We start from the raw sequence: 24,261 nt of genomic DNA, 5'->3' as shown, positions 1-24,261 counted from the left end.
CGATCATGCGCATCGCGCAACTGACCTACTCCACCAAACCCCGCGGCGGAGTCGTGCACACTCTGGCGCTCGCCGAGGCGCTCGCCGCTCGGGGCCACGACGTCGAGGTGTGGACGCTCGGCCGCGGCGACGACGCGGCGTTCTTCCGTCCGGTCGACCCGCGGGTGCACGTCCGCGTGGTGCCGTTTCCTCCGCAAGACGGCGAGGGCGTGGGCGAGCGGATCGAGCGGTCGATCGAGCTGATGGCGGCCGCCCTCGACACCGCGGCGGACGTCGTCCACGCGCAGGACTGCATCTCGGCGAACGCGGCGCTGCGCCGTGGCATCCCGGTCGTCCGAACGATCCATCACCTCGACGCGTTCACGACCCCCCAACTCGTCGCCTGCCACGACCGCGCCGTGATCGAACCGGTGGCTCGTCTGTGCGTCTCGCACGCGGTCGCGCGGGAGGTGGAGCGCGACTACGGCGTGCGTCCCGCGGTCATCGCGAACGGGGTGGATGCCGAGCGCTTCGGGGCCGCGGCCGGCGTCGACGGGGATGCGGGACGCGCACGGTGGGCGTCGCAGCTCGGCGACTACATCCTGGCCCTCGGGGGGATCGAACCGCGCAAGGGCTCGATCGATCTGCTCGAGGCGTTTGCCGCGGTGCGGGTCGCGCGCCCCGACGTCCGGTTGGTGTTCGGGGGCGGGGAGACGCTCTTCGACTACCGCGACTACCGGGCTCAGTTCGAAGCGCGGGCAGCGGAGCTCGGCATCGAACCCACGGTCCTGGGACCCGTCGACGACGACGCCCTGCCGTCGCTGGTCGCCGCGGCCCGCGCGCTGGCCTTCGTCTCGACGAAGGAGGGCTTCGGTCTCGCCGCAATGGAGGCTCTCGCGGCATCCGTCCCCGTCGTGGCGCGCGATCTGCCGGTGATCCGCGAGGTGTTCGGGGACACCGTGCTCTACGCCTCGACCCCGGTCGAGATCGCCTCACAGTTCGACGCGCTCCTGGGCGGTGGCGCCGCGACGGACACCCCGGCAGGGGTCGCCCTCGCCCGCGCGCACACGTGGGACCGTGCCGCGCGAGCGCACGAGGAGTTCTACTCGCGCCTGCCGATCGGAGGCCCCTGATGGTGACGCGCACCTAATCGGCAATCCTCGCCGATCGGGCCGCGGCCGACCCCGACGAGCCGATCGTCGTCGATGCGGAAGGAACGATGACGGCGGGGGAGGTGGATGCCGCGGCGTCGACGCTCGCGCATACGCTCGTTGACCGCGGTGTCCGGCAGGACGACCTCGTGTCGGTGTCGCTCCCGAACGGCCGCGACATGGTGACGGCCTGCTTCGGGATCTGGCGGGCGGGGGCCACCCCGCAACCGCTGTCGAGTGACCTCACTCCGTCGGAGCGCGCCGATCTCGAGGCGCTGGCTCGCCCTGCCGCCGCGATCGGCGCGCATCCCTCGTCGGATCGCGTCGCGTGGCTGCCCGATGTTCGCCTACCCGCGCGGACCGGCGCGCTCCCCGACCTGGCGGCATCGTGTTGGAAGGCCCCGGCAAGCTCGGGATCGACGGGGCGGCCCAAGATCGTCCGCGCGGCGGCACCCGCGACCCTCGACCCGTCGCGACCCGTCGCCGAGTTCCTGCCCCGGAAGGCGACACAGATCGTCGCGGGGCCGCTCTGGCATTCCGCGGTCTTCACGTATGCGTTCCGCGGGCTGCTCACGCAGCATCGCCTGGTCATCCTCGACCGCTTCGACGCGGCTGCCTGGGTGGACGCGGTGGAGGCGCATCGAGTCACGTGGGGTCTGCTGGTGCCGGCGATGATGGCACGCTTGTTGCGCCTCCCGCCCGAGGTGCGAGCGGTCGAACGGGTCGCGAGCATCGAGAGCGTGCTGCACATGGGCGCGCCGTGCGCTCCAGCACTCAAGAGCGCGTTCATCGACTGGCTCGGGCCCGAGCGCGTCGACGAGGTGTACGCCGGCAGCGAGTCCAACGGCCTCACCCGCATCACCGGAACGGAATGGCGGGAGCGTCGGGGGAGCGTCGGGCGGCCCATCGCGGGAACCCGGATCCGCATCCGCGCGGACGACGGTGCGGATGTCCCCGTCGGCGAGAGCGGGGTGGTGTGGATGCGACGGGGTGACGCGGCGGCCTACTCCTACGTGGGTGCGACGTCGCGCCGTGACGAAGACGGCTGGGACACGCTGGGTGACATCGGACACGTGGATGCCGACGGCTATCTCTTCCTGCACGACCGGGCCGACGACATCATCAACCGCGGCGGCGGCAAGATCGCTCCCGCCACGGTCGAGGCGGCGCTCGAGTCGCACCCCGCGGTGGAGGAGGCCGTGGCGTTCGGCGTCCCCGACGACGACCTCGGGCAGGTCGTGCACGCGGCGGTCCGACTCTCGGACCCCGGAGCCCTTCCGATCGTCCTGGCGGAGGCTCGGTCCAGACTCGGCCGGCTTGCACCCGTCGCCCTCCACCTCTGGCCGACGCCGCTCCGGAACGCCGCCGGGAAGGTGCGGCGGTCGGCGCTCGCCGCGCGCATCGGTGCGGGCGGTGACCCGACGACGAGTGGCCGCTGAGGGGGCTTCGGGGCCGGCAGCCCGCCTCACACCACGGTGAAGCGCACCCGGGCGGCCCCTCGCACGCCCCGCTCGACCAGCCGGGACCTCACAGCCTCGTACTGTGCGATCAGTCGCTCGGACGCCCCGCTCTCGACGATGACGTGAGCGCGCTGGGGCGACGCCCGAGTCGGCGGGGGCGCGCTGCGCAAGCCGAGGTGTCGGCGCGCGGCGACGATCCGTTCGACACCGTCCATCGCGAACAGCTCGACGTCGACGTGCGCCTGCGCCGCCGCGTACCGCAGTTCCGGAGCGCGCGCGCCGTACACCCGCACGAGTTCGAGCGTTCCGTCGTCGGCGATCACCGCATCGGGCGCGGAGGAGAAGAACGGGGCGCCGCCGGGGATCGGGGCGGGCAGCAGAGCCTCGTGCACGGCGAGCACCGGGGGAGTCTCGGTCAGCGAACCGGCGAGGAGCGGCGCGTACTCCTGCGTCACCATCGGTCGACCGGCCAGCGCGACGACGGAGAAGCGCGCCCGCTCCGCGACCTCGTCGAGCGCGCGGATGAGGAAGTCGACGGCGCGGCCGACCGGCACCGAGGACGACGTGTGCGGATGCCAGGAGGAGTCGAGCGTGCCGTCCGCGAGCCGGTTGAGGGGCCGACGCGCGCTGATCTGGAACCGCACCGGTGACCAGTCGATGTTGGCGAGGCCGACGGTGCCGCTCACGATGCGGGCGCGGTGCATCTGCGCCTTCCGGTCCGACCACAGGTGCAGATCGGCCCGCGGACCCTGCGCGAGCACCCACGCGGTGAGCGGGTGCAGAGGTCCGCTTTCGCTGAAGGCGGTGACGAAATCATCCGCGGGCGCGCGAGCCCATATCCGGGTGTCGGCGAGAGCTGTCACCGTTCCAGGATGGGCGACGCCCGCGCGGCTCGGCGGCAACCTTTACCGCCGGGCAATCGCGAAGTAACAGGTCGGAAACGGCTCGGCCCGAGAGTGGGAATCGTTCACTTGGTGTTCTGGGAGCCCCGACTCGTTCGGGCCATGACCGGAAGACGGGAAGTGCGTGATCGATTTTCGATCGCCCATGACCGACTTGCGTTCAAAGGATTCCCCACCATGGTGTTCTCCGTCCCCGCCATCGACATCTCGCCCTACGTCTCGGGTTCTCCGAACGACGCGGAAGCCCGCGCACGGGTCGCTGCACAGTTCGCCGCCGCGTGCCGCGACGTGGGTTTCGTCCAGGTCCACGGTCACGGCATCCCCGAAGAGATCATGGACGGTCTGGCCGCGGCATCCGATTCGTTCTTCGTCGGCCTCGAACAGGACGAGAAGAAGAGGTACCAGACCCCGCCGGGCATCAATCGTGGCTACTCGCCGCCGAAATCAGAGGCGACGAGCCTGAGCCTCGGCGTCGAACCGGCCAACAAGATGAATGACTTCTTCGAGGCGTTCAACGTCGGTCTGACGATCGACGATTACGACGCGGTCGACCTGCTCGAGGAGCAGTACCAGCACAACGTGTGGCCCGACGTGCCGCTCTTCCGCGAGCGCGTCGAGGCCTACCTGCAGCACGCCCGGGCGGTCTCGCACACCCTCATGACCCTCAGCGCCGAGGCGCTCGGGCTGCCCGGCGACTTCTTCGAGGCCGCCTTCGCTCACGCGACCGGAACGATGCGCATGAACAACTACGCACTCACCCCCGGTATGAACGTCACGCTGGACGGGGAACTGCGCGGCATGGGCGAGCACACCGACTTCGGCGTGATCACGGTGCTGTGGGCCGACCGCGTGAAGGGTCTGCAGGTGCTGGGGGCGGACGGCGGATGGCACGACGTGATGCCCGACCCCGGGGCGCTGCTCATCAACCTCGGCGACGTCACCGCGCGCTGGACGAACGAGCACTGGATGTCGACGCTCCACCGCGTCAAACCGCCCGTGATCGACGGCACCATCGTCCGTCGACGCAGCGTCGCTTACTTCCACGGGTGCAACTGGGACGCGACGGTCGCGCCGCTTCGCGAACTGCTCGCCGAGGGAGAAGCCCCGCTGTACGCGCCGATCAGCGCGACCGAGCACTTCCGCGCCAAGTTGGCCGGCTCCCGCGCGGGAGTCCTCAACCCCCACGCCGAGCGCGAGAGCGCACGAGTGAAGTCCGCCCGCTAGGTCACGAGAGAAGGACGCACGATGAGCTCATCAGTATCACACGGGCCCCGCGTCGAGATCGCCGGCGTCGGGAAGACCTACGGGCGCGGCGTTCGCGGGGTCGAGGCGATCGGGTCCATCGACCTCGAGCTTCGGCCCGGCACGACGACGGCGCTCGTCGGGCCGTCCGGATGCGGTAAGTCCACGCTCCTGCGGATCGTCGCGGGACTCGACCACGCCACGTCGGGCTCGGTCTCGATCGACGGCGAGACGCCCGCCGCCTACCGCCAGCGCGGTGACATCGCCGTCGCGTTCCAAGACCCCGCCCTTCTTCCCTGGCGGAGCATCGCGTCGAACCTCGCCCTCGCGCTGCGCCTCACCGGGCGACCGGCAGCCCCGGACCGGATCGCTCAGTTACTGGAGCTCGTCGGTCTGGGCGGGTTCGAACGCTCCCGTCCCGCTGAGCTCTCCGGCGGGATGCGGCAGCGCGCCGCGATCGCGCGCTGCCTCGTCACCGACCCGCGCCTGCTGCTGCTGGACGAACCGTTCGGCGCGGTGGACGAACTCACCCGCCGGCGGCTGAACCTCGAACTGCCCGCCATCTGGCAGAGCCAGCCGACCACGACCCTCCTCGTGACCCATTCGATCACCGAAGCCGTGCTGCTGAGCGACGAGATCGTGGTGCTGAGCCCCCGCCCCGCCGGCATTGTCGCACGCGTCGAGGTCGGCCTCGAGAAACCCCGCCGCGCCGACCAACTCGCGAGCCCTGCGTTCGTCGAGCTCGTCTCACGTGTCGAGCATCATCTCGGCATCGACACGTTGACGGCCGCGAGTCCCGCCGCATGAATCCTCCTTCGTTCTCCCGCACCGCCCGACCCGACGTGCCACCCGAGAAAGGTCCAGCCATGGATGCCACACCCGCCACGCCCCCGCACCGCTCCGCCTCTCGTTCCCGACATCGCCGCCTGGCCGCGGCCGCCGTCGCCCTGTCTACGGTGACGGCTCTGCTCGCCGCCTGCGCGGGCACCGCCGAGCCCTCCGGCTCCGCCGCCGACGGCCCGGTCCGCTTCGCGGTGAACTGGGTGCCCGACGTCGAGTGGGCATCGCTCTACGTCGGCGACAGCGAGGGCTATTTCGAGAAAGAGGGCGTGTCGGTCGACATCGTCCACGGCGGCCCGAACACCCCCGCGGTCGCCCAGGTGCTCGCGGCCGGCCAGGCCGACATCGGCATCGCCTCGGACGAACTGCAGCTCATCAAAGCGAACCAGGAGGGCGCCGACTACGTCGTCATCGGCGCGATGTATCAGCAGTCGCCGTCGTCGTACACGTGGCTGAGTTCCACCCCCATCTCCACGGCCGAGGATCTCGTCGGCAAGCGCATCGGCGGCATCCAGGGGGATCAGATCCGCATCGACGCCCTCTTCACGATCAACGACCTGCCCGCGGACTACACCTTCGTCCCCATGGGCTACGACCCCCAACCCCTCGTGGACGGGGAGGTCGATGTCATCACCTCTTACGCCACCAACCAGCCGATCCAGCTGCGGCAGGCGGGGGTCGACGTCACCGACAAGACGTTCTCGGACTTCGGTCTGAAAGCGTACGGCGACGTCATCTTCGCCTCGCGGAAGTACCTCAACGAGAACGAGGACACCGTCATCGCGGTCCTGCGTGGTCTCATTGCGGCCACCGAGGCCAACATCCTCGATCCGTCCGTAGCCGTCGACCTCACGGTCAACACGTACGCGGTTGACGGTGGCCTCGACGCGGCGTTCGCCACTGAGGCCAACGCCGGCTACATCTCGCTCATCCAGAACGAGTACACCCAGGCCAACGGCATCCTGACGGTCGATCCGAAGTACATGGAGAACGAGGTCTTCGCCGGATACCGGGCCGCGGGCGAGACGGACCTTCCCGACGTCGCGGACTTCCTCGACACGTCCTACATGGAAGCCGCGCACGCGAAGTAAGCCATGAGAATCACCGCCGTCACTCCCGTCATCCTCGGCTACCGCAAGTCGGACCCGCCGATGTCGCGCAGCTTCGCGCTCGTGCGCGTCGACACCGACGCCGGCATCACGGGGTGGGGGGAAGCGAGTACCAACTGGGGCCATAGCTACCCCACGGTGTTCCAGGCGGCGGTGCGCGACGTGTGCGCGCCCGCGCTGATCGGGCAGGAACCCCGGTCGGTGCGGGCGCGCGTCGCCCACCTCCGCACCCGCATGGACGGCTACCTCGGCTGGGAGGGCCTGACCTCGCAGACAATCGGCGCGATCGAGATGGCGCTGTGGGACATCCTCGGGCGGTCGGTGAACGCTCCCGTGTGGCAGCTCCTCGGTGGGAGCGGGCGCGCACTCCCGCTCTACGGCACGGGCACCACCATGTTCGAGGCGTCCGCCGACTGGCACGCGGCGTACTTCGATCCCGCGATCGCCGTCGGGTTCTGCGCCATCAAGGTGCGCCTGGGGCGCGAGCGGGATGCGGACATCGACGTCGTCCGCGCGGTTCGCTCTCATGTCGGCGACGGGGTGAGGATCGGCGTGGACTCCTACTGGTTCCATGACGCGCGTTCCGCCCTTGCGCTCGCCGAAGATCTCGTCGGGCTCGGCGTCTTCTTCTTCGAGGAGCCGCTGCCGCAGTACCGAACGGCCGAGCTGGCGTGGCTCGCCGAGCGCAGCCCCGTGCCGATCGCGGTGGGGGAGCGCGTTTTCTCGTCTCGGCAGTACGCAGAACTGGCTCGCACGCGATCGGCCGGTGTCTTCCAGCCGGATGCCTCGATCTGCGGCGGCCTGCTCGAATCCCTCGACGTCGCGGCTCTCGCCGCCCGCGAGGGGGTTCTCGTGTACCCGCACGTCGGCGGTCCCACCGCCATCGGTCTCTCCGCCAACCTCCAGTGGGCGGACGCCGCGGGGGTGCCGCTGTTCGAGTACGACATCGATCCGTACCAACCGCTTGTCGACGACCTCGCCCCCCAGCTGTCGTTCGGAGCCATCCGGGACGGGAGGCTCGCGCCCCCGTCAGGTCCGGGCCTCGGCGTCGATATCCCGGACGACATCCTCGAGCGTTTCCCCTACGCGCCCGGGGAGACCTACACCGACGTCTTTCCGCGGCATGAGCGCGGGACAGGAGCACGCCCATGAATGACATCGCCGCAACGATCCCTCCGGCGCTCGCGTGGAGGCGGTCCGAGCGCGTCCGGGTGCCGTGGCGTCGCGTGCGAGCCGTCCTCGCGTATCTCGCCGGGGCGGGCGTGCTGCTGCTGGGGTGGGAACTCGCGGGACGCGCGGGCGTCGCCAACGGATTCGTGCTCACTCCCGGCGAGACCCTCGCCACCCTGGCGGACGCGAAGAACGGCGCTCTGTATGCGCGCTCGGCCGCGGCGACGTTCTCGGCCGCGGCGACCGGTCTCGCGATCGGCGGTGCGCTCGCGGGACTTTCGGCGCTCGTGGCTCATCAGGTGCGGCCGCTCCGGCGCATCGTCGACCAGGTCGCGGCGCTCGCGAACTCCGCTCCCTGGGTCGCGGTGGGCCCGGTCGTGCTCGTCGTCGCGGGGCGCGAGAGCGGACCCGTCGCGATCGCGGCACTCGCGGTCTACTTCTTCTTCTTCGTCGCCGTGTCCACGGGGCTGTCGGCGAGCGAGGGCTCGCTCCGCGGCGTGTTCCGCTCGCTCGGCGCCTCCCCGTGGCACACCGCGACGCTGCTCACCATCCCGCGCGCGTGGCCGTCGCTGGCCGAGGGGTTCAAGCTCGCGGCACCGGCCGCGCTGGCGGGCGCGGTCTACGGCGAGTGGTACGGATCGTCCACGGGCCTGGGGGTCCTGCTGATCTCGGGGATGCAGGGCGGAGACGTGGCGCGGCTGTGGGCGGCATCCCTCATCGCCGCGGCGGGTGGCATGGTCGTCTTCGCTGCCGCGGCGATCGCTCAGTCCGTGCTGCGCCGACGGTACGGTTCCGGCATCGTCGCGCTTCACGAGCCGGACACGCGCAGCACCTGGCGGCGCGTCCTCACCACGATCGTCGAGGTGGTCGCGATCACGGCCGCGCTCCTCGGCCTGTGGCAGCTCTGGATCACGCTGGGAAAAGTGTCACCGCTGGTCGCGCCGGGGCCGGCCCGCGTCTTCGCGGACCTAGCCGCGCGCCCCGCGGAGTACGCCGAGCTCGCCGGACACACGCTCTCGACGTCGGCGCTGGCGCTTCTTCTCGGCGTGTCGGTCGGGGTGCTGCTCGCGGTGTTCGCCCGACTCTCGTTCTTCACGTCGGGACTCGTCGTGCCCGCGATGGTGGTGCTGACCGCAACGCCCCTCGTGGCGATGTTCCCGCTCCTCGCGCGGCTGTTCGGCTACCGCGATTCGACGGTGGTGGTGATCGCCGCGGTGCTGGTGGTCCTCCCCGCCTTCGTCTACACGCGCTCCGGAATGGATGCCACCCTGCCGCTGCACCGCGACGTGGCGCGCTCGCTCGGGGCGGGGGGCGCGGTCACCTTCCGCTTCATCGGCCTGCCGAGCGCCCTGCCGCATATGTCGACGGGCCTGCGCATCGCGGCGAGTTCGGCGATCGTCGCGACCGTCATCGGCGAGTCCCTCATCGGGTCGACGGGACTCGGTGTCGATTTCACCTACCAGTACCGGCTGCTCAACATGGCACCGGCCTTCGGCTCGGCAATCCTCATCGTCGTGCTCTCCCTCCTCGTCTTCCTCGTCTTCGGCTGGTTCGACCGGCTGATCCACCGTCGGTTTGGAGCATGATGTCCTCTTCACGCAACGCGGAGATCGTCCGCGACTATCACGAGCGCGTGTGGGTGCTCGACGATCTGACGGCGATCGACGAGCACTGGTCGCCGTCGGCATCCGTCGCCGTCACCGGATTCGACAGCTCGACCCTCGACGCGATCCGCGCGGACGCCGAGCGTTACCGCGGGGCGTTCATCGATGTCGACGCGCAGATCCTCGACATCATCGCGGAGGGCGACAAGGTGGCGCTCCATTGGCGGACCAGCGGGCGTCATGTCGGCCCGTACGGCTCGGTCGGGGCGACGGGCCGCGTCATCACCATGGAGGGCATGGACATCTTCCGACTCGCCGACGGGCTCATCGTGGACTGCCAGTCCCTGTGGGACGGCCTGTCGGTGTACGAGCAGCTCGGGGTGCTCCAGTATCCGGAGTAGTACACGCGGTGTTACACCGCGCTACGCCTTCCGGCGCCGCGAGTCACGGCATCCCGTACCTTCGTTTCACCGCAACCACGAAGGCAGGTGAAGCCATCTCCCGCACGATCTCGTCGACAGTCCACCCGATCCAGCGCTGCATGGCGGCAGCCAACTCGTCCGCGTGGTGGGATGGCATCCTTGTGGGGGTGGACGGCGGAGAGGTCACCGTGGCGCTGTTCACCGGTGCGACGATGCGACTGCGGGTGGTCGGCCCGGTCGTGGACTTCACGCCCAACGAGCCGGTTGCCTACCACCCGGTCGCAGAACTCCTAAGCGCGTCGGCCGTCCTCACGACCGCGCGCGTCGCGTAAGCGCCCGAGCGGAGACGCCTCAGGCGGACATCGAGGCCATCATGGCCTCGCACTTCATGACCATGTCGTCGCACGCCATGGCGCAGTAGCGGCACATCTCGTCCATGTCGGCGTGCATGCGGCACTCCTCGGCGCACGCCTTTCCCATGGTCATGCAGGCCGTCATCATGGCCTTCATCACGTCCATGTCCAGGCCTGCGGGGCGCATCATCATGTGCATCGTGGCCTCGGCCATCTCGACCATGTTCGAGCACATGGCGCAGCACTTCGCCATCTCGGCGCCGTGCATCATGTCGCTGCCGGCACACAACGCCGCCGCCATCGCGCAGGCGTTCAGGGACTGCAGGCAGTCCTGCATGGCATCCATGTCCATGGTCATCTCACCCATCGGCATGGACTTCATCATCATTGTGGTGTCCATCTGTGTCTCCCGTGTCTCGAAGAAGCGATCGGCCGACGTGCGGACGCGCTCGTGTGACGGAATCGTACGCCCTGCGCGGCGGCGACCCCAGGAGTCCCGGGAGAGTGATCAGACAACGAGACGCTCGCGCAGGAACTCGACGACCAGCTCGTTGGCTCGATGCGTCGGGTGACCCGGCACGGCGGCCGAGGCATCCGTGAGGACGGAGTGCGCGTTCGCCGGGATGTCATCGGGGTTTCCCGGAGACGAGTCGATCTCGAACGCCCGCCACCCTTCGCCGAGCAGCCGCTCGAACGCGGCGAAACGGTCCGCCGGAACGCTGCGGTCGTTCGTGAACCGCAGGCCGAGCGCGCAGAGACCGTCACCGGTGCGGCGGCGGACGGCGGACTCTTCCGTGGGGCTCAGACCGGTCGCGGAGCGCCCGGCTCCGATCGCCGGCGGCAGCGCGGGCTGGGAGACGACGGGCGCGAGCACGCTGTCATCGGCGGCCGTCGCCAACGCGAACCCGCCGGAGAAGCACATTCCGATGACGCCGACGCCGGGCCCGCCACGGTCAGCGTGCACGTCGCGGGCGAGGGCGCGAAGGAATCCGGCGATCGGGCGGTCGGCACGGCGGGCGAAGGCCGCGAACTCGCGCGACACGCACATGCGCAGCGCCGAACCGGCGATGTATCCACCGCTCGCCGGTCGCCCCGGCGTTCCGATGATCGAGGGGAGTGCGACATGGAAGCCCGCGGCGACCAGTCGTTCTCCGAGTGCGATCACCTCGGGTGTCGCACCGGGAATCTCGGGAACGAGGATGACTCCGGGACCCTCTCCGGAACGGTACACGTCATGGGTGATGCCGTCGTAGGAGAACGGCGAGACGCTCCAGCCAGCCAAAAGCTCCGTGCTCACGGGCTCAGTGAATCACAGTCGCCCACCGCGACGGCGGCGCGGCGGACTACTCGATCCGGATGCTCCCGGTCGCGGGGTGCTCGTGCGGCATCCGATCGCGGTCGTACGTGATGTTGGTGTACCCGTGGGGCGTGGGCTTCCCGTCCTCGCCGACGCTGACGAACACGATCCGCTCGATGGTGAGGATGCGCTTGCGCGTGATCATGTTGCGCACGACGGCGCGCATCTCGAGCGACGTCCGCCCGAAGCGCGTCGCGGTCAGCCCCATCTCGATCAGGTCTCCCTGAAGGGCGGATGCCTCGAAGTTGATCTCCGAGATGAGCTTGGTGACCACGCGGTAGTTGCCGAGCTGGATGATCGCGTAGATCGCGGCCTCTTCGTCGATCCAGCGCAGCAGACTGCCGCCGAAGAGCGTGCCGTTGGCATTGAGGTCCTCGGGCTTGACCCACTTTCGGGTGTGGAAGTTGATGCCGTCGTCCGAGGGATGCCACTGCGATGCCGTCACACGGGCCACGCTACTCCGGGGTGCTGTGCGCCGGTCCGGCGACGGCCGCCTTCTGCCAGGGCCAGCGGCCGGTGATCTCGAGCTCGAGCGACCAGCTGAGGAACGTCCGGATGAGGACGATCGCCGCCAGCACCCCGACGCTCGCGAGCGTCGGGGTGACGGCGACGGTGCGGATGATGTCCGCGGCAACCAGCAGCTCCAGGCCGAGGAGGATGGAGCGCCCCAGGAACCGGCGGAAGCGGCTGTAGACATCGGGTTCGCGTCTCAGGGTCCGTTGCGCAGCGAGCACGACCGCGGCGACGACCCCGATCACGATCGCGGCGACGCCCACGGCATCCAGGGACTTGCCGATGCCTTCGATGATCTCCGAGAACTCCATAAGGCAGTTCTAGCCGGGGTCCGTCGTCGCGGCGAGTGTGAACGACGCGATCACCGCTCGGACAGATGTCGTCGGCAGGTGCCTATCGGAAAGTGTTCCGTCCGCGGGAGGAGGGTCGGAGCGTGCTGTCGCGCTGACTTCAGACGGCATCCGGAGCGAAGAGCGTCTCGTCGCGCTCGATCGCGCGCCGGCAGTTGTCGCGCACGGTGTCGAGAAAGGTCTCGGCCGCACGGGAAAGCCGTCGAGTGTTCGCCCAGGCGGCCGCCACCGTCCACCGCATATCGATCCAGGGCGTCTGCAGGGTGACGAGGCCCGGGTGGTCGCGCGCGACCGCTTCGGTGAGGAAGCCGACGCCCACACCCGCGGCGACGTACCCGCTGACGAGGTCGAGGTGCGGCACCTCCACGATCGTGCGACGGACGATACCGCGCGCCATGAGCTCGCGGTCGGTCGACTCGCGCAGCGTGAATCCCCGGGGGAACTCCACCATGCCCGTCCCGGACAGGTCTTCGGGCTCGACCGGCGAGGAGCGTTCGGCCCACGGGTGGGAGGTCCCGCAGGCCAGGACGAACTTTCCGGTGAGCAGGGGTTCGACCGTCAGGTCGGGGGAGTACGCGAACGGCAGAACGACGAAGCACACGTCGAGAAGGTTGGCCAGGATGTCGTTCTGGAGGGCGACGCTCCCGCCGAGGGCGGACTTCACCGAGATGCGCAGATCCGGATGCCGTTGGTGAAGCGTCGCGATGGCGGTGGCGATCGAGACGATGTCGGGGGTGGCGAGGACGCCGACGGCGACGTGGCCGCCGATCCCGCCGCCCGCGAGGGCCGCGGCGGAGTCCTTCGCCTCTTCGAGCGCCGCCACGGCAGCCCGTGCCGCGGGAAGGAACGACCGGCCCTCGGGGGTGAGCGTGACGGCGCGGGTGCCACGGTGGAGGAGCTGCAGGCCCGTCGAACTCTCGAGGGCCTTCACCGACGCCGACACCGATGACTGCACGAGGTGCAGGCGTTCCGCTGCCCGGGTGAAGCCGCCCTCCTCGGCGACGGCGATGAAGGCCATCAGCATGCGAGGGTCCACGGTTACTCCCATCGGAAACATCGATCGCTGCGAACGAAATTAGTCGTTGTACATCGATGGGTGGAACCCCGCATCCTTTCTGTCGACCCTGTCATCGACGGAAAGGAAGAAGAACGATGTCCCTCTCTGCTGCGGCCCCCTCGCGTGCTGCCGAAGCGGTTGCGGCTGTGCCGAGCTCGCCGACTCTGGGGCGCGCCGCGCGCGTCTCGAGCGTCGCCGCGTCGCTCCTCACGATCGGCGCGATCGGCGTGGCGGTCGGCGCCGTAGCCGCCGCTCCCTTGGCGGGCGCCGCGGTCGCCGACGCGGTCGGCGCCGCGCTCGGGAGCGCCCTCGCCCTCGTCCAGGGCGCGAACGTCTCGGCCCGCCGGGGGCGCCGTCGGTTCGTGCTCGTCGGACTCGTCCTTCTCGGTGCGGCCACCCTCGCGCACGCCGCGGCGGTTCCCTTCCTCGCCGGGCTCCTGCTCGGCCTCGGGGCGGTCATCGCCGTCATGGCCGCGACCGGATGGCTTGCAGACGCAGGGCTCCCGACGTTCGCGGCCGCCGCGTCTGCGCTGGCGATCCTCGCGGCGGCCTCCGTCGTCGCCGCGCCCGTCCTGGTCGCCACCGTCGTCCTTCTCGCCGCCGCCGCGGTCGCCGCGATCAGCATCGACACCGTGTCGGGGCCGCGCACACCCGTGTTCGTTCTCCCCGCGCCTCCGCGCCTCTCGGAGCACCCCGTCGCCGCGCTCGTGCTGGCTGCCCTCGTCGCGAGCTTCGCGTGGCGCAGCGGGGGAGTGTTCGCCCTCCTCATCGTGCTGGCGGTGCTCGCGGCATCCGCGGGAATCGGATGCGCCGCGGGCCGCCGCTCCCTCGCGTCGGCGCCGCTGACCTCGAGCGGGCGCGCCTATCACGCGGCATCCGCGGTGTTCGATGCGACGGTGGCGCTGCGTCCGGCGGCGGCGACCACCGTCCGCTCGGTCGAGGAGGTGCGCGAGGCGATCGACACTGCCCGCGCGCGCGGCCTCGGCGTGGCCATGCACAGCACGGGACACGCCGCCGCGGGTCTGGCCGACCTGAGCGGCAGCGCTCTGCTGAAGGTGGCGATCGACGAGCCCATCACGGTGGATGCCATTCGCCGCACCGTGCGCATTCCGGCGGGGCGCGCGTGGGGAGAGGTCGTCCCCCTCGTGGCGGCGCACGGACTCACGGTGCCCCACGGGTCTTCCGCCCTCGTCGGCGTCGTGGGCTACCTCTCTCGGGGCGGGCTGTCGGCCTACGGGCGGCACACCGGCGTGGCCGCGAACGCGATCGAGTCGATCGAGATCGTGACCGCCGACGGCGAGCACCGCCGTGTCGACCGCGAGAACGACCCCCAGCTGTTCTGGGCGCTGCGCGGCGGGGGCGGCGGCTTCGGGGTCATCACCGCCGTCACGGTGCGTGCCTTCGCGCCCGGCGAGATCGTGACCGGCACGACGGTCTGGGAACTCTCCGACGCCGAGGCGGTCGCCCACGAGTGGGCCCGATGGTCCGCCGAAGCGCCGTCGGCGATCACGACCTCGCTTCGTGTGCTCAGTATCCCTCCGCTGCCCGGAATGCCGTTCCCCCTCTCGCGCCGGCCGGTGCTCGTCGTCGACGGCACCGCCGTGGACGGCGACGTCACCGCGCGCGACGCGGCGGGCACGCTGCTGGCTCGTCTCCGGTCGGCCGCGACCCCGCGCCTGGACACCTGGCGCGTCGCCGACCCGGCCGAGGTCGCCCACACCCACATGGATGCCCCGTTCGCGCCGGCCCACTCCTCGGCCCACGCCCTCGTGGGAGCGGCGGCACCGTCCGACGCGGATCAGGCGCACGGAATCGTCGCCGACTTCCTGCGCGCGACCGCGGACTCCGCGGTGCTCATCTCGGAACTGCGTCAGCTGGGTGGCGCCCTCGCGGAGCGTCCCGAGGGGGCCGGCGTCGTGGGCCACTACCGCGGTGCGTTCGGATGGCTGAATCTCGCCCTGCGCGGCAAGCCGGGGCGCGAGGTCGCCGAGGCGGCGATCGACGCGCAGTGGGAGCAGGTCCGCCGCTGGGAGACCGGGTACACCGCGCCGACGTTGGCGGCGGAACGGCACCGTCCGGCCCGGTCGTTCCCCGAGGGCGACATCGCCGCCGTCGACGCGGTCCGCGCCCGCGTGGATGCCGAGGGCCTGTTCCGCGTCGACGTCTCGCCGGGAGCGCACTCGGGGCTCGTCTGACCGATGACCGATACGGAGGCGGGGAGCGGCATCCCCGCCTCCGCCCGTGCTCTCGCGGCGTCGAGCGCGGGCGTGCGGGTGACCGTCGGCCGACGCCAGAGCAGCCACGCACATGCGCCCCTTACGTCGTCGCGGTTCCGTTGACCGTGGCGTCAGCGCCTCCTCGAGGTGGCACCACGTGCCCTGGCGGCACGCGGAACACATTCTCCCAGGTGCGCACGCGCACGCCGGGATCGGGCATGCGGCGGAGCCAGAGGTCTCTACTCCCGCACGATGGCCGCATCGATCGGCTTCTCGTCGATCCGTACGCGCTGGAGGGGGAGGGCCTCCGGATGGGTGGTGCGCACCCATTCGGCGAGCTTCTCGCGCACCAAGCACCGCAGGTCCCACAGCCGGCCGGAATCGTCGGCGCTGACCAGGACGCGCACCTGGAGCATCCCACCGACGGCGTCCGTCACCTGGACTCCGTGCGCCGCGCGGTCCCACAACTCCGTCTCGGTGAGGATCCGGTCGAGTTCGCGTCGCATCTGATCGACGGGGACGCGCCAGTCCAGGTCGAAGAAGACTGTCCCGAGGAGTGCGCGGCCGAGCTTGGTCCAGTTCTCGAACGGGTGGGTCGTGAAGTACGTGCACGGAAGGACGAGGGTGCGCTGATCCCACAGCTCGAGCACGACGTAGCTGAGTGTGATCTCTTCGATCCGGCCGTACTCGCCCTCGACGACGACAACATCCCCGACGCGGATCGCCTCGCTGAAGGCGAGTTGCACACCCGCGAACAGGTTGCTCAGGACCGACTGTGCCGCTAAGCCCGCGACGATCGAGGCGATACCGGCGGAGGCCAGCACGCTCGCGCCGACGGCGCGCACGGCATCGAATGTCATGAGAATGCCGCCGGCCGCGACCACGACGATCACCACGATCACCAGGCGGCGCACGATCTGCAGCTGGGTGCGGATCTTCCGTGCCGAGAAAGTGTCGCTCTCCACAAGCCGGTATCGCTGGCTGCCGCTGTCGACGAAGAAGAGGAACAGCTGGGCGAGCAGCCAGGCGCCGGCGATGATGACGACGATGCCGAAGAGGTGTTGAAGGCCCCCGCGCAGGTCCTCGCTGACGGGGAGGGCGGAGAGGGAAACGGTGAGCGCGAGCAGAACAAGGGTGATGCGCAACGGCCACCGCACCCGGTCGTGCAGCTGGCCGGCCCACCTCTTGCGACGCCCGATCAGGGCGAGTGAGACGCTCACGACGATGGCGATCGCGATCACCACCCCCACGGCGACGCCGGCCACGATGGCGAATCCGGTCCAGCTCTGCCAGTTCTGTGCGATCTCTTCGGTCACGGCGTCCTTCCGGGTCGGTTCATCCACGGTAGATGCCCGGCCCCGGGTGAGAGCAAACGTGAGCGGCGGATATCGCGGCGCGCGAACGAAGCCGGCTCGCGCGGGTCTAGATAGGCAAGTCAGAACTTGCCTATACTCGCCCTGTGGGCGACGTCTATCGGGCTCTCGCCGACGCGACCCGGCGGCTCATTCTCGATGAGCTCTCGGAGCGCGACGGGCAGAGCCTCTTCGAGTTGTGCAGCCGTTTGGCGATGCGGCACGGTGTCGCGTCGTCGAGGCAAGCAATTTCCCAGCACCTCGCCGTCCTCGAGGATGCCGGGCTGGTCAGCTCCGAACGCTCGGGACGAACGAAGATCCATCACCTGCACACCGGCCCCCTCCGCGAGATCGTCACGCGGTGGGCCATCGATCGAAGGAGCGAACCGTGACCATCCGCATCACCATGACCAGTGTCTTCGTGGACGACCAGGCGAAGGCTCTGGCCTTCTACACCGACAAACTCGGCTTCGTCGTGAAGAATGACGTGCCGCTCGGGGAGCACCGGTGGCTCACGGTCGTCGGGCCGGACGACCAGGACGGTGTCGAACTGGTCCTCGAACCGGACGAACACCCGGCGGCGAAGGCGTATGCGGCGGCGCTCGTGGCCGAGGGCATCCCGGCCGCATCCTTCGGCGTCGACGATGTGTACGCGGCGTACGCGCAGATGGCCGCCGAGGGCGTGCGCTTCACGCAAGAGCCGACGTCGATGGGCCCGGTGATCACCGCGACGCTGGACGACACCTGCGGCAACCTCATCCAGATCGCCAGCCCCGCCTGAGCGCAGCCGGGCGCCCGCGTCTCACCCCAGCCGGATCGTCCCGGTGGCCGGGTGCAGCGCAACAGACTGCCCCCGAACAGGGTGCCGTTGGCGGTGAGGTCTTCCGGCTTCACCCACTTGCGCGTGTGGAAGTCGATGCCGTCGTCCGAGGGATGCCAGTGGGGTTCGGTCACCCGCCACGGTACCCCCGGGGCCGGAAGGCGCCGTCAGCGGGCGGGACGCAGTGACGCGATGAACTCCAGCTTCTCCAGCACCGGGTCCGGGAGGACGAAGGGGTAGAGGTCGTCCTTGCCCATCGAGCGATTGATCATGTTGAGGGAGGTGGCCAGTGGCATCCACACCCCCGTGACGAGGTCGCGGAAGTGTGAGAACGCGTCGACGCCCGCCACGGTGCTGAGGCCGTACGCGGTCGCGGTCTCGAGAGTGTCGGTGATGTGAAGGTAGTGCGCCCACGTCTCGGCGAAGTCCTCGTACGGGTGCATCGTGGCGTAGGTGGAGATGTAACGCTCGGGCCAGTCGGTCGGCGGCCCCTCGGAGTAGTGCCGGTCGATCTCGGCCTGGTAGTCGGTGGTCTCGTCGCCGAAGAGCTCGCGGGCTTCGTCGATCCGGTCGGTGCCTTCGACGAGGATCCACTCGATGTAGTGCCCCACCTCGTGGCGGAAGTGGCCCAGCATGGTCCGATAGGGCTCGCCGAGCTGCCTCTGCATGCGCACCCGGTAGGTGTCGTCGCTCTCGGCCAGGTCGATCGTGATGACGCCCTCGTCGTGACCGATGACGACGTCCTCCGCCACGCTGGACAGGAGATCGAAGCACAGGCCGCGTTCCGGGTCGTCGAACTTCCCGACGATGACGAACCCGAGCCGATCGAGTTCGAAGAGCAGCCAGCGCTTGGCGCGTTCGGCCACCGGGTACTGCGCGAGGCCCTCGAGGTCGGCGTCGTTCGGACGGACACGCGTGAGGTCGCAGGCCGAGCACTGGCCGCCCTCGAGGGCCGCCAGCCACGTGCACCCCGACAGGTCGAGGTTGCGGCACACGTGCCACACGAGCCCCGCGGAGTCGACATACCGTCCGCGCTCGTCGACCGGCACGATTTCGGCCTCACCGCGAGAGAAGCCGAGCGCCGTCCCGCACGAGACGCACACCGAGTTCTCGAAATGGAGAGAGGTGCCACATACGCGGCAGCGGAACGACTTCATGCGACCACCCTGTCAGCTATCCGGCGGGGGGACGACGGGGTTGCGCCGAGGCGAGCATTCCGGCGGCCGGGCGCGCCGAGCTCTCGGGTGTCTACGCCGTCGACATCGGGGCGATGGACGCGATCACGGCCTGCACCTCGGCCGCCGACGCGGCGTCTCCGGTGGGGGAGGAGCCGATCGCGATGAGGCGGTTCACGCCGGGAGCCGCGCACATCGCCACGAGCGCTCGGTCGCCGGTCGTTCCGCGCATCAGCGGAGAGCTCTTCCCGGCGAAGTGCCCGTACTCGGCGACGAAGTCGCGGCCCGTGGGCTCGAACGCCCGGACCACCCCGAACATCTCCGCGCCGTAGTCGCGCGCGGTCATGACACCGACCTCGCGGTGGGCGATGACGCGAACGACGGCGCCTCGCCACCGCACGGTGAGCAACGGGTCGTCGCCCCCCGCACCGTCGGTCACGGTGGCATCCGGCGGCACGTCGATCGTGAACACCTCTCCGCGCGACTCCCGCAGCTGGGGCTCGGCCGTCTCCACGGTCGGCAGCAGCTCGGGGGTCGTGAAGGTCATCGTGCGCACGGCATCCATCCTCACCGGTCGGAGGCCTTTCGTCCCGGGCCGACGCGCGCGGGAGCGGTATCACGGTGATGTCACCGATCGCGGGAGAGGACGCCGTCATGACAGCGCAGGAGAGCACCCCGGACCGTCGCGGCGGGATCCTCGTGTTCCTGACCGTGGCGTTCGCGGTGACGTGGGCGATCTGGGCACCTCTCGTCGTGCAGGCGCAGTCGGCGGGGCTCGAGCGGATGCCGTGGACGTTCTTCCTCGCGTCGGTCGGACCGCTGTGCGGTGCGCTCGCGGCCTCGGTCTGGGAAGCCGGGTGGGGCGGGGTGGCTGCGTGGGCGCGACGCGCCTTCTCGCTGCGCTTCGGTTGGATCTGGTGGGTCGCCGGGATCGGGATGCCGCTGGCCTACCTCGTGATCGCGTGGCTCGCCACGTTCGTCTTCGCGGGCGCGTGGCCCGACCCCGCGGGGTTCGGGCTGACCGAGAAGCTGCCGGGACTCGCGTGGCCGGTCGTGGCGTTGGTGTGGGTGCTGACGTTCGGGCTCGGCGAGGAGGCCGGGTGGCGTGGCTGGCTGCTGCCCGCGCTGATGCGGCGCGTGTCGGCGTTCTGGGCGACCCTCATCGTCGCCGCGGTGTGGATCGCGTGGCATGCTCCGGCGTTCCTCTTCAACCCGACCTACACGGCCATGGGTGCGGGGATCGTCGGTTGGATGCTCGCGCTGGTGTGCGGATCGTTCCTGTTGTCGTGGGTGACGCTGGGCGCGCGGGGAAGCATCGTCCCGGTTCTGCTGTGGCACGCCGGGTTCGACCTGCTCACCGCCGCCGACCAATCCGCCGGGGTCATCGCTTCGACCATCAGCGCGACCGTCATGGTGCAGGGTCTCGTGTGCGCGTGGCTCCTGTGGCGGCGGGGGCGGGGGAACGTCTCCCCGGCCCCGCGCCGCGCGGAGAGGCGCAGCGTCCGCACGTGACCCCGCTCAGGCGTGGAACACCGCGCCCTTGGCGATGCGGTCGACGACGTTGCGCGGACCCCGCAGCGCGATGCCGACGAGATCGAGATCCGCGGCGTGGACGGCGGCGACGGCGGCGCGATTGGCCTCGTCGTGCATCGTGGCGAAGAGGTCCCGCGTGTAGATCGCGAGCGCGACGTCGTCGCGGGCGGCGGCCTTGGCGCGGGCGCGGGCCAGCAGCGGGGCATCGCCGGTGAGCACGATCACCGGCTGGCGCAGCATCGGCAGGTACGCGGTGCCGTCGGCATCACGGTAAGGCTCGCCCACGAGGCCCGGGGCGCTGGTGGCGATACCGGCGGTGAGGAAGGCGGTGACGTTGAGCTCCTGCCACGGCGCGAGGTCGTCGACCAGGATCACCACGATCTTCGTGTCGAACGTCGGCGCGGGGGAGGAAGTCGGGTCGGTCATGCCTCCAGCGTCGGGCCGTGGCATCCCCGGGGTCTTGTACGTTTCTTGCATGATCGAACGGGTGCGGGCCTGGCATCCGGACGTGCCGTTCCTGCGCGAGGTCTATCACGCCAGCTTCGACCACGCCTACCCGCTGCACACCCATGACGACTGGGCGGTGATGCTCGTCGACCGCGGTGCGGTCACGTACGACCTGGACCGGGTGCAGCATCGCGCGGCTCCGGGGGCGCTGACGCTGCTGCCGCCGGGGATCCCGCACGACGGGCGGTCCGCCGTCGAGGACGCCGGCTATCGCAAGCAGGTGCTGTACCTCCGCCGCGACTGGCTCCCCGACGACACCGCCGACCGCGTGGCCCGGCGTCCCACCCTGGCGCTCGGGTCGGCCCAGGCGGCGGCTCGGCGCGTCCACGCGGCGCTGCAGCTCCCGGGGGAGGAGATGGCCGCGGAGCACGCGCTGCTGGCCGTCCGCGACGCGATCCTCGCCCACACCGGCACGGCGGTCGCGGCCGTCCGCGACGCACCACTCGCCCGGCGCTTACGTCGACTGCTCGACGATCGCTTCACCGAGTCGCTCACGATCGCCGAGGCCGCTACGGAGTTGCGCGCGCACCCGAGCCACCTCGTGCGCGAGTTCTCCCGGGCGTACGGCATGGCTCCGCACCGCTATCTCGTCGCGCGCCGGGTCGACGCGGCGCGGCGTCTGCTCGTGGATGGATGCCGCCCCGCCGAGGTCGCGGCGCGGACGGGTTTCCACGACCAGGCGCACCTGACGCGACACTTCCGGCGCGTGTGGGGCGTGACACCGGGGGCGTTCGCGCGCGGGTGACCCGCCGTAGCATGGGGTTCTCCGCCCGCCGACCGCGAAGGATCACCCCGTGCGCGACCTGAGCAAGGACACCACGCTCTGCATCTCGTTGGCGGGTCGACCGTCCAATATCGGAACTCGATTCCACAACTTCCTGTACGCCGAACTGGGTCTCGATTTCATCTACAAGGCGTTCACCACGACCGACATCACGGCCGCGATCGGCGGGGTGCGAGCGCTCGGCATCCGTGGTTGCTCGGTCTCGATGCCGTTCAAGGAGGCCGTCATCCCGCTCGTCGACCGCATCGAGCCCTCGGCCACCGCGATCGGCTCGGTGAACACGATCGTCAATGACGGGGGAGTCCTGACGGCCTCCAACACCGACTTCGAAGCCATCGCGAGCCTCATCGCGAGCCACGATCTCGACCCCGCGGCATCCGTCCTCGTCCGTGGGTCGGGCGGAATGGCCAAGGCCGTGGTGGCCGCGTTCCACGGGGCTGGGTTCCTCGACGTCACGGTGGTCGCGCGCAACACCGAGGCGGGACCCGCGCTCGCGGAGACGTACGGTTTCCGCTGGCAGTCGGAAGACCCCGCCCCGGGGGCCGACATCATCGTCAACGTCACGCCGCTCGGCATGAACGGGACGGATGCCGACGCCCTGGCGTTCTCCGCAGAGCAGATCGCCGCGGCAGCCACCGTGTTCGACGTGGTCGCCTTCCCCGCGGAGACGCCGCTCATCCGGGCGGCGCGCGACGCCGGGCGGGACGTCATCACGGGCGCCCAAGTGATAGCCCTCCAGGCGGCCGGCCAGTTCGCACGGTACACCGGGGTGACCCCGACCCCCGAGCAGGTCGCGCGGGCATCGGCGCACTCGCGGGTCTGAGATCGCGCGAGGCCCCGCCGCGAACGGCGGGGCCTCGGCGGCGGGTTGCTCACTCGTAGCGCAGCGACTCGACCGGGTCGGCCCGCGCCGCGCGGGCGGCGGGGAGGCTGCCGGCGAGGAACGCGATCCCCATGATGACCAGCGACGTCACGGCGATCGCCGTGGGGTCGAAGGCGATGAGCTGCAGACCGGGCAGGTCCGCGAACAAGGTCCGGGTGAGTTGCGCGCTCACGGGCGTTCCGACGGCGATCGCCACGACGGCACCGAGCACACTCCCGAGGAAGCCGAGCACGACCGCCTCGAGGCTGAACAGCGAGAAGACGCGGCCACTGCCCATGCCCATGGCCTTCATGAGCCCGATCTCCCTCGTCCGCTCCTGCACCGACATGAGCAGCGTGTTGACGATGCCGAAGCTCGCCGCGAGCAGGGCGATGACGGCGAACGCATTCAGCACCAGGACGATCCCGTCGATGACGGCCTGGAACGTTCCGAGCTGGTCGGCGACGGTGCGGCCGGTGTATCCGGCGTCCGTCAGTGACGCTTTCACGGCGTCGATCTCCGCCGGCGTCGCCGACGACGGCACGGTCACGCTCGCGGTGGCGTAGCGGTCGAGCTGATCCTCGGGAACGCCGGTGTTCTGCGCCGTGAACAGCGCGTCCTGCAGTGCGGTGTTCGTGGTCAGGGCCGTCGCGGTGGTGAACGCCTCTTCGGTGACGCCGGTAACCGTGGCCTCGACGAGGTGCTGCGTCCGCAGCGGGTCGGTGACGGCGATGGTCACCGTCTTTCCGACCGCGTCGGCGTCGTCCGCGAACCCCAGCGGCGACACCAGGGATGTCGGGAGGGCCACCTCGAGTGCGCTCGCCGTGTTCTCGGGTGCCGCGCCGGCCGCCACCTGCGGCGTCTGACCGCCGATGAGGCCGCCCGCCGAAGCGACGTACCGCTCGCCGCCGTCGTATTGCACGAAGTCGATCGTCGCCGAGCGGACGGGGGCCACGCTCTCCACCCCGTCGATCTCTCCCAGCGCGGTGATGTCGGCGTCGGTCAATGCCGAGACCTCGCTGCGCGCGCCCGGGCGTCCGGGATCCGTCTGCGCGGTGGCGATGGCATCCGGATCGTATTTCCGGGGCTCGGTGGAGGTCGGGTCGGTGGTGGACGTCTTCGACACCGTCAACACGTTCGAGGCGCCGATCGACGACACCGTGCTGTCGATGAAGCGGTTGATGCCCGTCCCCAGGCCGTTCGTGAGGGTGAGGGTGAAGGCGCCGACGAAGATCGCGAGCACCGTCAGGATCGTGCGGGTCTTCGACCGGAACGTGTTCGAGAGCGCGGTGGAGACCAGGTCCGTCGTCTTCACGCCGCACGCACCTCCTCGGCGACGATCACGCCGTCGCGGATCTGGATGCGACGGTCGCAGCGAGCCGCGAGGTCGTCGTCGTGCGTCACGACGATGAGGGTGATGCCGTGCTCGCGGTTGAGGCGGAACAGGATGTCCTCCACGACCGCGCCGGTCTGGGAGTCGAGGTTGCCGGTCGGCTCGTCGGC

Annotated in this window: 26 protein-coding genes and 2 pseudogenes; 15 read left to right on the top strand and 13 right to left on the bottom strand. The window is 70.3% G+C overall.

Features of this window, described 5'->3' with window-relative positions; translation table 11 throughout:
- The first annotated feature begins 5 nt into the window (after positions 1 to 5).
- Positions 6 to 1,112 carry an MSMEG_0565 family glycosyltransferase gene (locus D8Y23_RS11935; RefSeq protein ID WP_128218346.1) on the top strand — a complete coding sequence of 369 codons (1,107 nt, stop codon included), beginning with the start codon at positions 6 to 8 and terminating at the stop codon, positions 1,110 to 1,112.
- A 23-nt stretch (positions 1,113 to 1,135) separates the two neighbouring features.
- On the top strand, positions 1,136 to 2,569 hold the full coding sequence (locus tag D8Y23_RS11930; RefSeq protein WP_275087509.1) for an AMP-binding protein: 1,434 nt from the start codon (positions 1,136 to 1,138) through the stop codon (positions 2,567 to 2,569).
- Between the two features lie 26 nt (positions 2,570 to 2,595).
- Here D8Y23_RS11930 and D8Y23_RS11925 read toward each other — a convergent pair whose 3' ends face one another.
- A complete protein-coding gene (locus tag D8Y23_RS11925; protein WP_128218344.1) occupies positions 2,596 to 3,453 on the bottom strand; it encodes a hypothetical protein in 858 nt (285 codons plus the stop codon).
- Between the two features lie 216 nt (positions 3,454 to 3,669).
- On the opposite strand from D8Y23_RS11925, the gene D8Y23_RS11920 reads away from it, so the two are divergent.
- The 7 genes from D8Y23_RS11920 to D8Y23_RS11890 all read left to right on the top strand — a co-directional run bounded on the left by D8Y23_RS11920 (position 3,670) and on the right by D8Y23_RS11890 (position 10,211).
- Entirely contained in the window at positions 3,670 to 4,716 is a 1,047-nt protein-coding gene (locus D8Y23_RS11920; protein WP_128218343.1) for an isopenicillin N synthase family dioxygenase, read from the top strand.
- 21 nt (positions 4,717 to 4,737) lie between these two features.
- Positions 4,738 to 5,541: an ABC transporter ATP-binding protein gene (locus D8Y23_RS11915; RefSeq protein ID WP_128218342.1), complete on the top strand. Its 804-nt coding sequence runs from the start codon at positions 4,738 to 4,740 to the stop codon at positions 5,539 to 5,541.
- A gap of 59 nt (positions 5,542 to 5,600) precedes the next feature.
- Positions 5,601 to 6,665, top strand: coding sequence for an ABC transporter substrate-binding protein (locus D8Y23_RS11910; protein WP_164878228.1), 1,065 nt, complete (start codon positions 5,601 to 5,603; stop codon positions 6,663 to 6,665).
- Between the two features lie 3 nt (positions 6,666 to 6,668).
- Positions 6,669 to 7,835, top strand: a complete 1,167-nt coding sequence (locus D8Y23_RS11905; protein WP_128218340.1) for a mandelate racemase/muconate lactonizing enzyme family protein — start codon at positions 6,669 to 6,671, stop codon at positions 7,833 to 7,835.
- The gene (locus tag D8Y23_RS11900) at positions 7,832 to 9,439 is read left to right on the top strand and encodes an ABC transporter permease (protein WP_128218339.1); all 1,608 of its coding nucleotides are present in this window, start codon (positions 7,832 to 7,834) and stop codon (positions 9,437 to 9,439) included. The genes D8Y23_RS11905 and D8Y23_RS11900 overlap by 4 nt, the downstream gene beginning before the upstream one ends.
- Entirely contained in the window at positions 9,436 to 9,858 is a 423-nt protein-coding gene (locus D8Y23_RS11895; protein ID WP_128218338.1) for an ester cyclase, read from the top strand. The genes D8Y23_RS11900 and D8Y23_RS11895 overlap by 4 nt, the downstream gene beginning before the upstream one ends.
- Positions 9,859 to 9,998: 140 nt before the next feature.
- Positions 9,999 to 10,211: a nuclease gene (locus D8Y23_RS11890; RefSeq protein WP_240663885.1), complete on the top strand. Its 213-nt coding sequence runs from the start codon at positions 9,999 to 10,001 to the stop codon at positions 10,209 to 10,211.
- Between the two features lie 19 nt (positions 10,212 to 10,230).
- Here the strand turns inward: D8Y23_RS11890 and D8Y23_RS11885 are convergent, their stop codons facing one another.
- From D8Y23_RS11885 to D8Y23_RS11865, 5 genes are all read right to left on the bottom strand, one after another.
- Positions 10,231 to 10,632 carry an aldehyde dehydrogenase gene (locus D8Y23_RS11885; RefSeq protein ID WP_240663884.1) on the bottom strand — a complete coding sequence of 134 codons (402 nt, stop codon included), beginning with the start codon at positions 10,630 to 10,632 and terminating at the stop codon, positions 10,231 to 10,233.
- A 108-nt stretch (positions 10,633 to 10,740) separates the two neighbouring features.
- Positions 10,741 to 11,529 (bottom strand): dienelactone hydrolase family protein, encoded by a 789-nt coding sequence (locus D8Y23_RS11880; RefSeq protein ID WP_128218337.1) that lies wholly within the window; start codon positions 11,527 to 11,529, stop codon positions 10,741 to 10,743.
- A gap of 46 nt (positions 11,530 to 11,575) precedes the next feature.
- Positions 11,576 to 12,034: an acyl-CoA thioesterase gene (locus D8Y23_RS11875; RefSeq protein WP_428844478.1), complete on the bottom strand. Its 459-nt coding sequence runs from the start codon at positions 12,032 to 12,034 to the stop codon at positions 11,576 to 11,578.
- A gap of 10 nt (positions 12,035 to 12,044) precedes the next feature.
- Positions 12,045 to 12,413, bottom strand: coding sequence for a DUF1622 domain-containing protein (locus D8Y23_RS11870; protein WP_128218336.1), 369 nt, complete (start codon positions 12,411 to 12,413; stop codon positions 12,045 to 12,047).
- Positions 12,414 to 12,552: 139 nt separating this feature from the next.
- Positions 12,553 to 13,488 carry a LysR family transcriptional regulator gene (locus D8Y23_RS11865; RefSeq protein WP_164878226.1) on the bottom strand — a complete coding sequence of 312 codons (936 nt, stop codon included), beginning with the start codon at positions 13,486 to 13,488 and terminating at the stop codon, positions 12,553 to 12,555.
- Positions 13,489 to 13,604: 116 nt separating this feature from the next.
- Here D8Y23_RS11865 and D8Y23_RS11860 point away from each other — a divergent pair, with 116 nt between their 5' ends.
- On the top strand, positions 13,605 to 15,704 hold the full coding sequence (locus D8Y23_RS11860; protein WP_128218334.1) for an FAD-binding oxidoreductase: 2,100 nt from the start codon (positions 13,605 to 13,607) through the stop codon (positions 15,702 to 15,704).
- Between the two features lie 260 nt (positions 15,705 to 15,964).
- Here the strand turns inward: D8Y23_RS11860 and D8Y23_RS11855 are convergent, their stop codons facing one another.
- Positions 15,965 to 17,068 carry a mechanosensitive ion channel family protein gene (locus D8Y23_RS11855; RefSeq protein WP_128218333.1) on the bottom strand — a complete coding sequence of 368 codons (1,104 nt, stop codon included), beginning with the start codon at positions 17,066 to 17,068 and terminating at the stop codon, positions 15,965 to 15,967.
- A gap of 116 nt (positions 17,069 to 17,184) precedes the next feature.
- On the opposite strand from D8Y23_RS11855, the gene D8Y23_RS11850 reads away from it, so the two are divergent.
- Together D8Y23_RS11850 and D8Y23_RS11845 are read left to right on the top strand one after the other, a co-directional pair.
- Positions 17,185 to 17,469, top strand: coding sequence for an ArsR/SmtB family transcription factor (locus tag D8Y23_RS11850; protein ID WP_128218332.1), 285 nt, complete (start codon positions 17,185 to 17,187; stop codon positions 17,467 to 17,469).
- 2 nt (positions 17,470 to 17,471) lie between these two features.
- Positions 17,472 to 17,858 (top strand): VOC family protein, encoded by a 387-nt coding sequence (locus tag D8Y23_RS11845; protein WP_128218352.1) that lies wholly within the window; start codon positions 17,472 to 17,474, stop codon positions 17,856 to 17,858.
- A 56-nt stretch (positions 17,859 to 17,914) separates the two neighbouring features.
- Here D8Y23_RS11845 and D8Y23_RS17130 read toward each other — a convergent pair.
- The 3 genes and pseudogenes from D8Y23_RS17130 to D8Y23_RS11830 all read right to left on the bottom strand — a co-directional run.
- A pseudogene (locus tag D8Y23_RS17130) lies at positions 17,915 to 18,031 on the bottom strand (acyl-CoA thioesterase); the annotation flags it as partial.
- Between the two features lie 33 nt (positions 18,032 to 18,064).
- Positions 18,065 to 19,054 (bottom strand): zinc-binding metallopeptidase family protein, encoded by a 990-nt coding sequence (locus D8Y23_RS11835; protein ID WP_128218331.1) that lies wholly within the window; start codon positions 19,052 to 19,054, stop codon positions 18,065 to 18,067.
- A gap of 91 nt (positions 19,055 to 19,145) precedes the next feature.
- Complete coding sequence (locus D8Y23_RS11830; protein ID WP_128218330.1) at positions 19,146 to 19,628, bottom strand: hypothetical protein; 483 nt, start codon at positions 19,626 to 19,628, stop codon at positions 19,146 to 19,148.
- A gap of 98 nt (positions 19,629 to 19,726) precedes the next feature.
- Here D8Y23_RS11830 and D8Y23_RS11825 point away from each other — a divergent pair, with 98 nt between their 5' ends.
- Entirely contained in the window at positions 19,727 to 20,584 is an 858-nt protein-coding gene (locus tag D8Y23_RS11825; protein ID WP_128218329.1) for a CPBP family intramembrane glutamic endopeptidase, read from the top strand.
- Between the two features lie 6 nt (positions 20,585 to 20,590).
- Here D8Y23_RS11825 and D8Y23_RS11820 read toward each other — a convergent pair whose 3' ends face one another.
- Positions 20,591 to 21,031, bottom strand: coding sequence for a DUF2000 domain-containing protein (locus D8Y23_RS11820; protein WP_128218328.1), 441 nt, complete (start codon positions 21,029 to 21,031; stop codon positions 20,591 to 20,593).
- A gap of 49 nt (positions 21,032 to 21,080) precedes the next feature.
- Between D8Y23_RS11820 and D8Y23_RS11815 the strand changes: the two genes are divergently transcribed.
- Positions 21,081 to 21,857: a helix-turn-helix transcriptional regulator gene (locus tag D8Y23_RS11815; protein ID WP_128218327.1), complete on the top strand. Its 777-nt coding sequence runs from the start codon at positions 21,081 to 21,083 to the stop codon at positions 21,855 to 21,857.
- Between the two features lie 49 nt (positions 21,858 to 21,906).
- Positions 21,907 to 22,719: a shikimate 5-dehydrogenase gene (locus D8Y23_RS11810; protein WP_128218326.1), complete on the top strand. Its 813-nt coding sequence runs from the start codon at positions 21,907 to 21,909 to the stop codon at positions 22,717 to 22,719.
- A gap of 49 nt (positions 22,720 to 22,768) precedes the next feature.
- Here D8Y23_RS11810 and D8Y23_RS11805 read toward each other — a convergent pair whose 3' ends face one another.
- Positions 22,769 to 24,073, bottom strand: coding sequence for an ABC transporter permease (locus tag D8Y23_RS11805; RefSeq protein WP_128218325.1), 1,305 nt, complete (start codon positions 24,071 to 24,073; stop codon positions 22,769 to 22,771).
- A pseudogene (locus D8Y23_RS11800) lies at positions 24,070 to 24,261 on the bottom strand (ABC transporter ATP-binding protein); the annotation flags it as partial. The gene D8Y23_RS11805 and the pseudogene D8Y23_RS11800, both read right to left, overlap by 4 nt.

Origin of the sequence: Microbacterium enclense, assembly GCF_004022425.1 — a bacterium.
Lineage (GTDB): Bacteria > Actinomycetota > Actinomycetes > Actinomycetales > Microbacteriaceae > Microbacterium > Microbacterium enclense_A.
The sequence above is the reverse complement of the archived record's forward strand: the minus strand, read 5'-3'. Positions and strand labels throughout refer to the sequence as shown.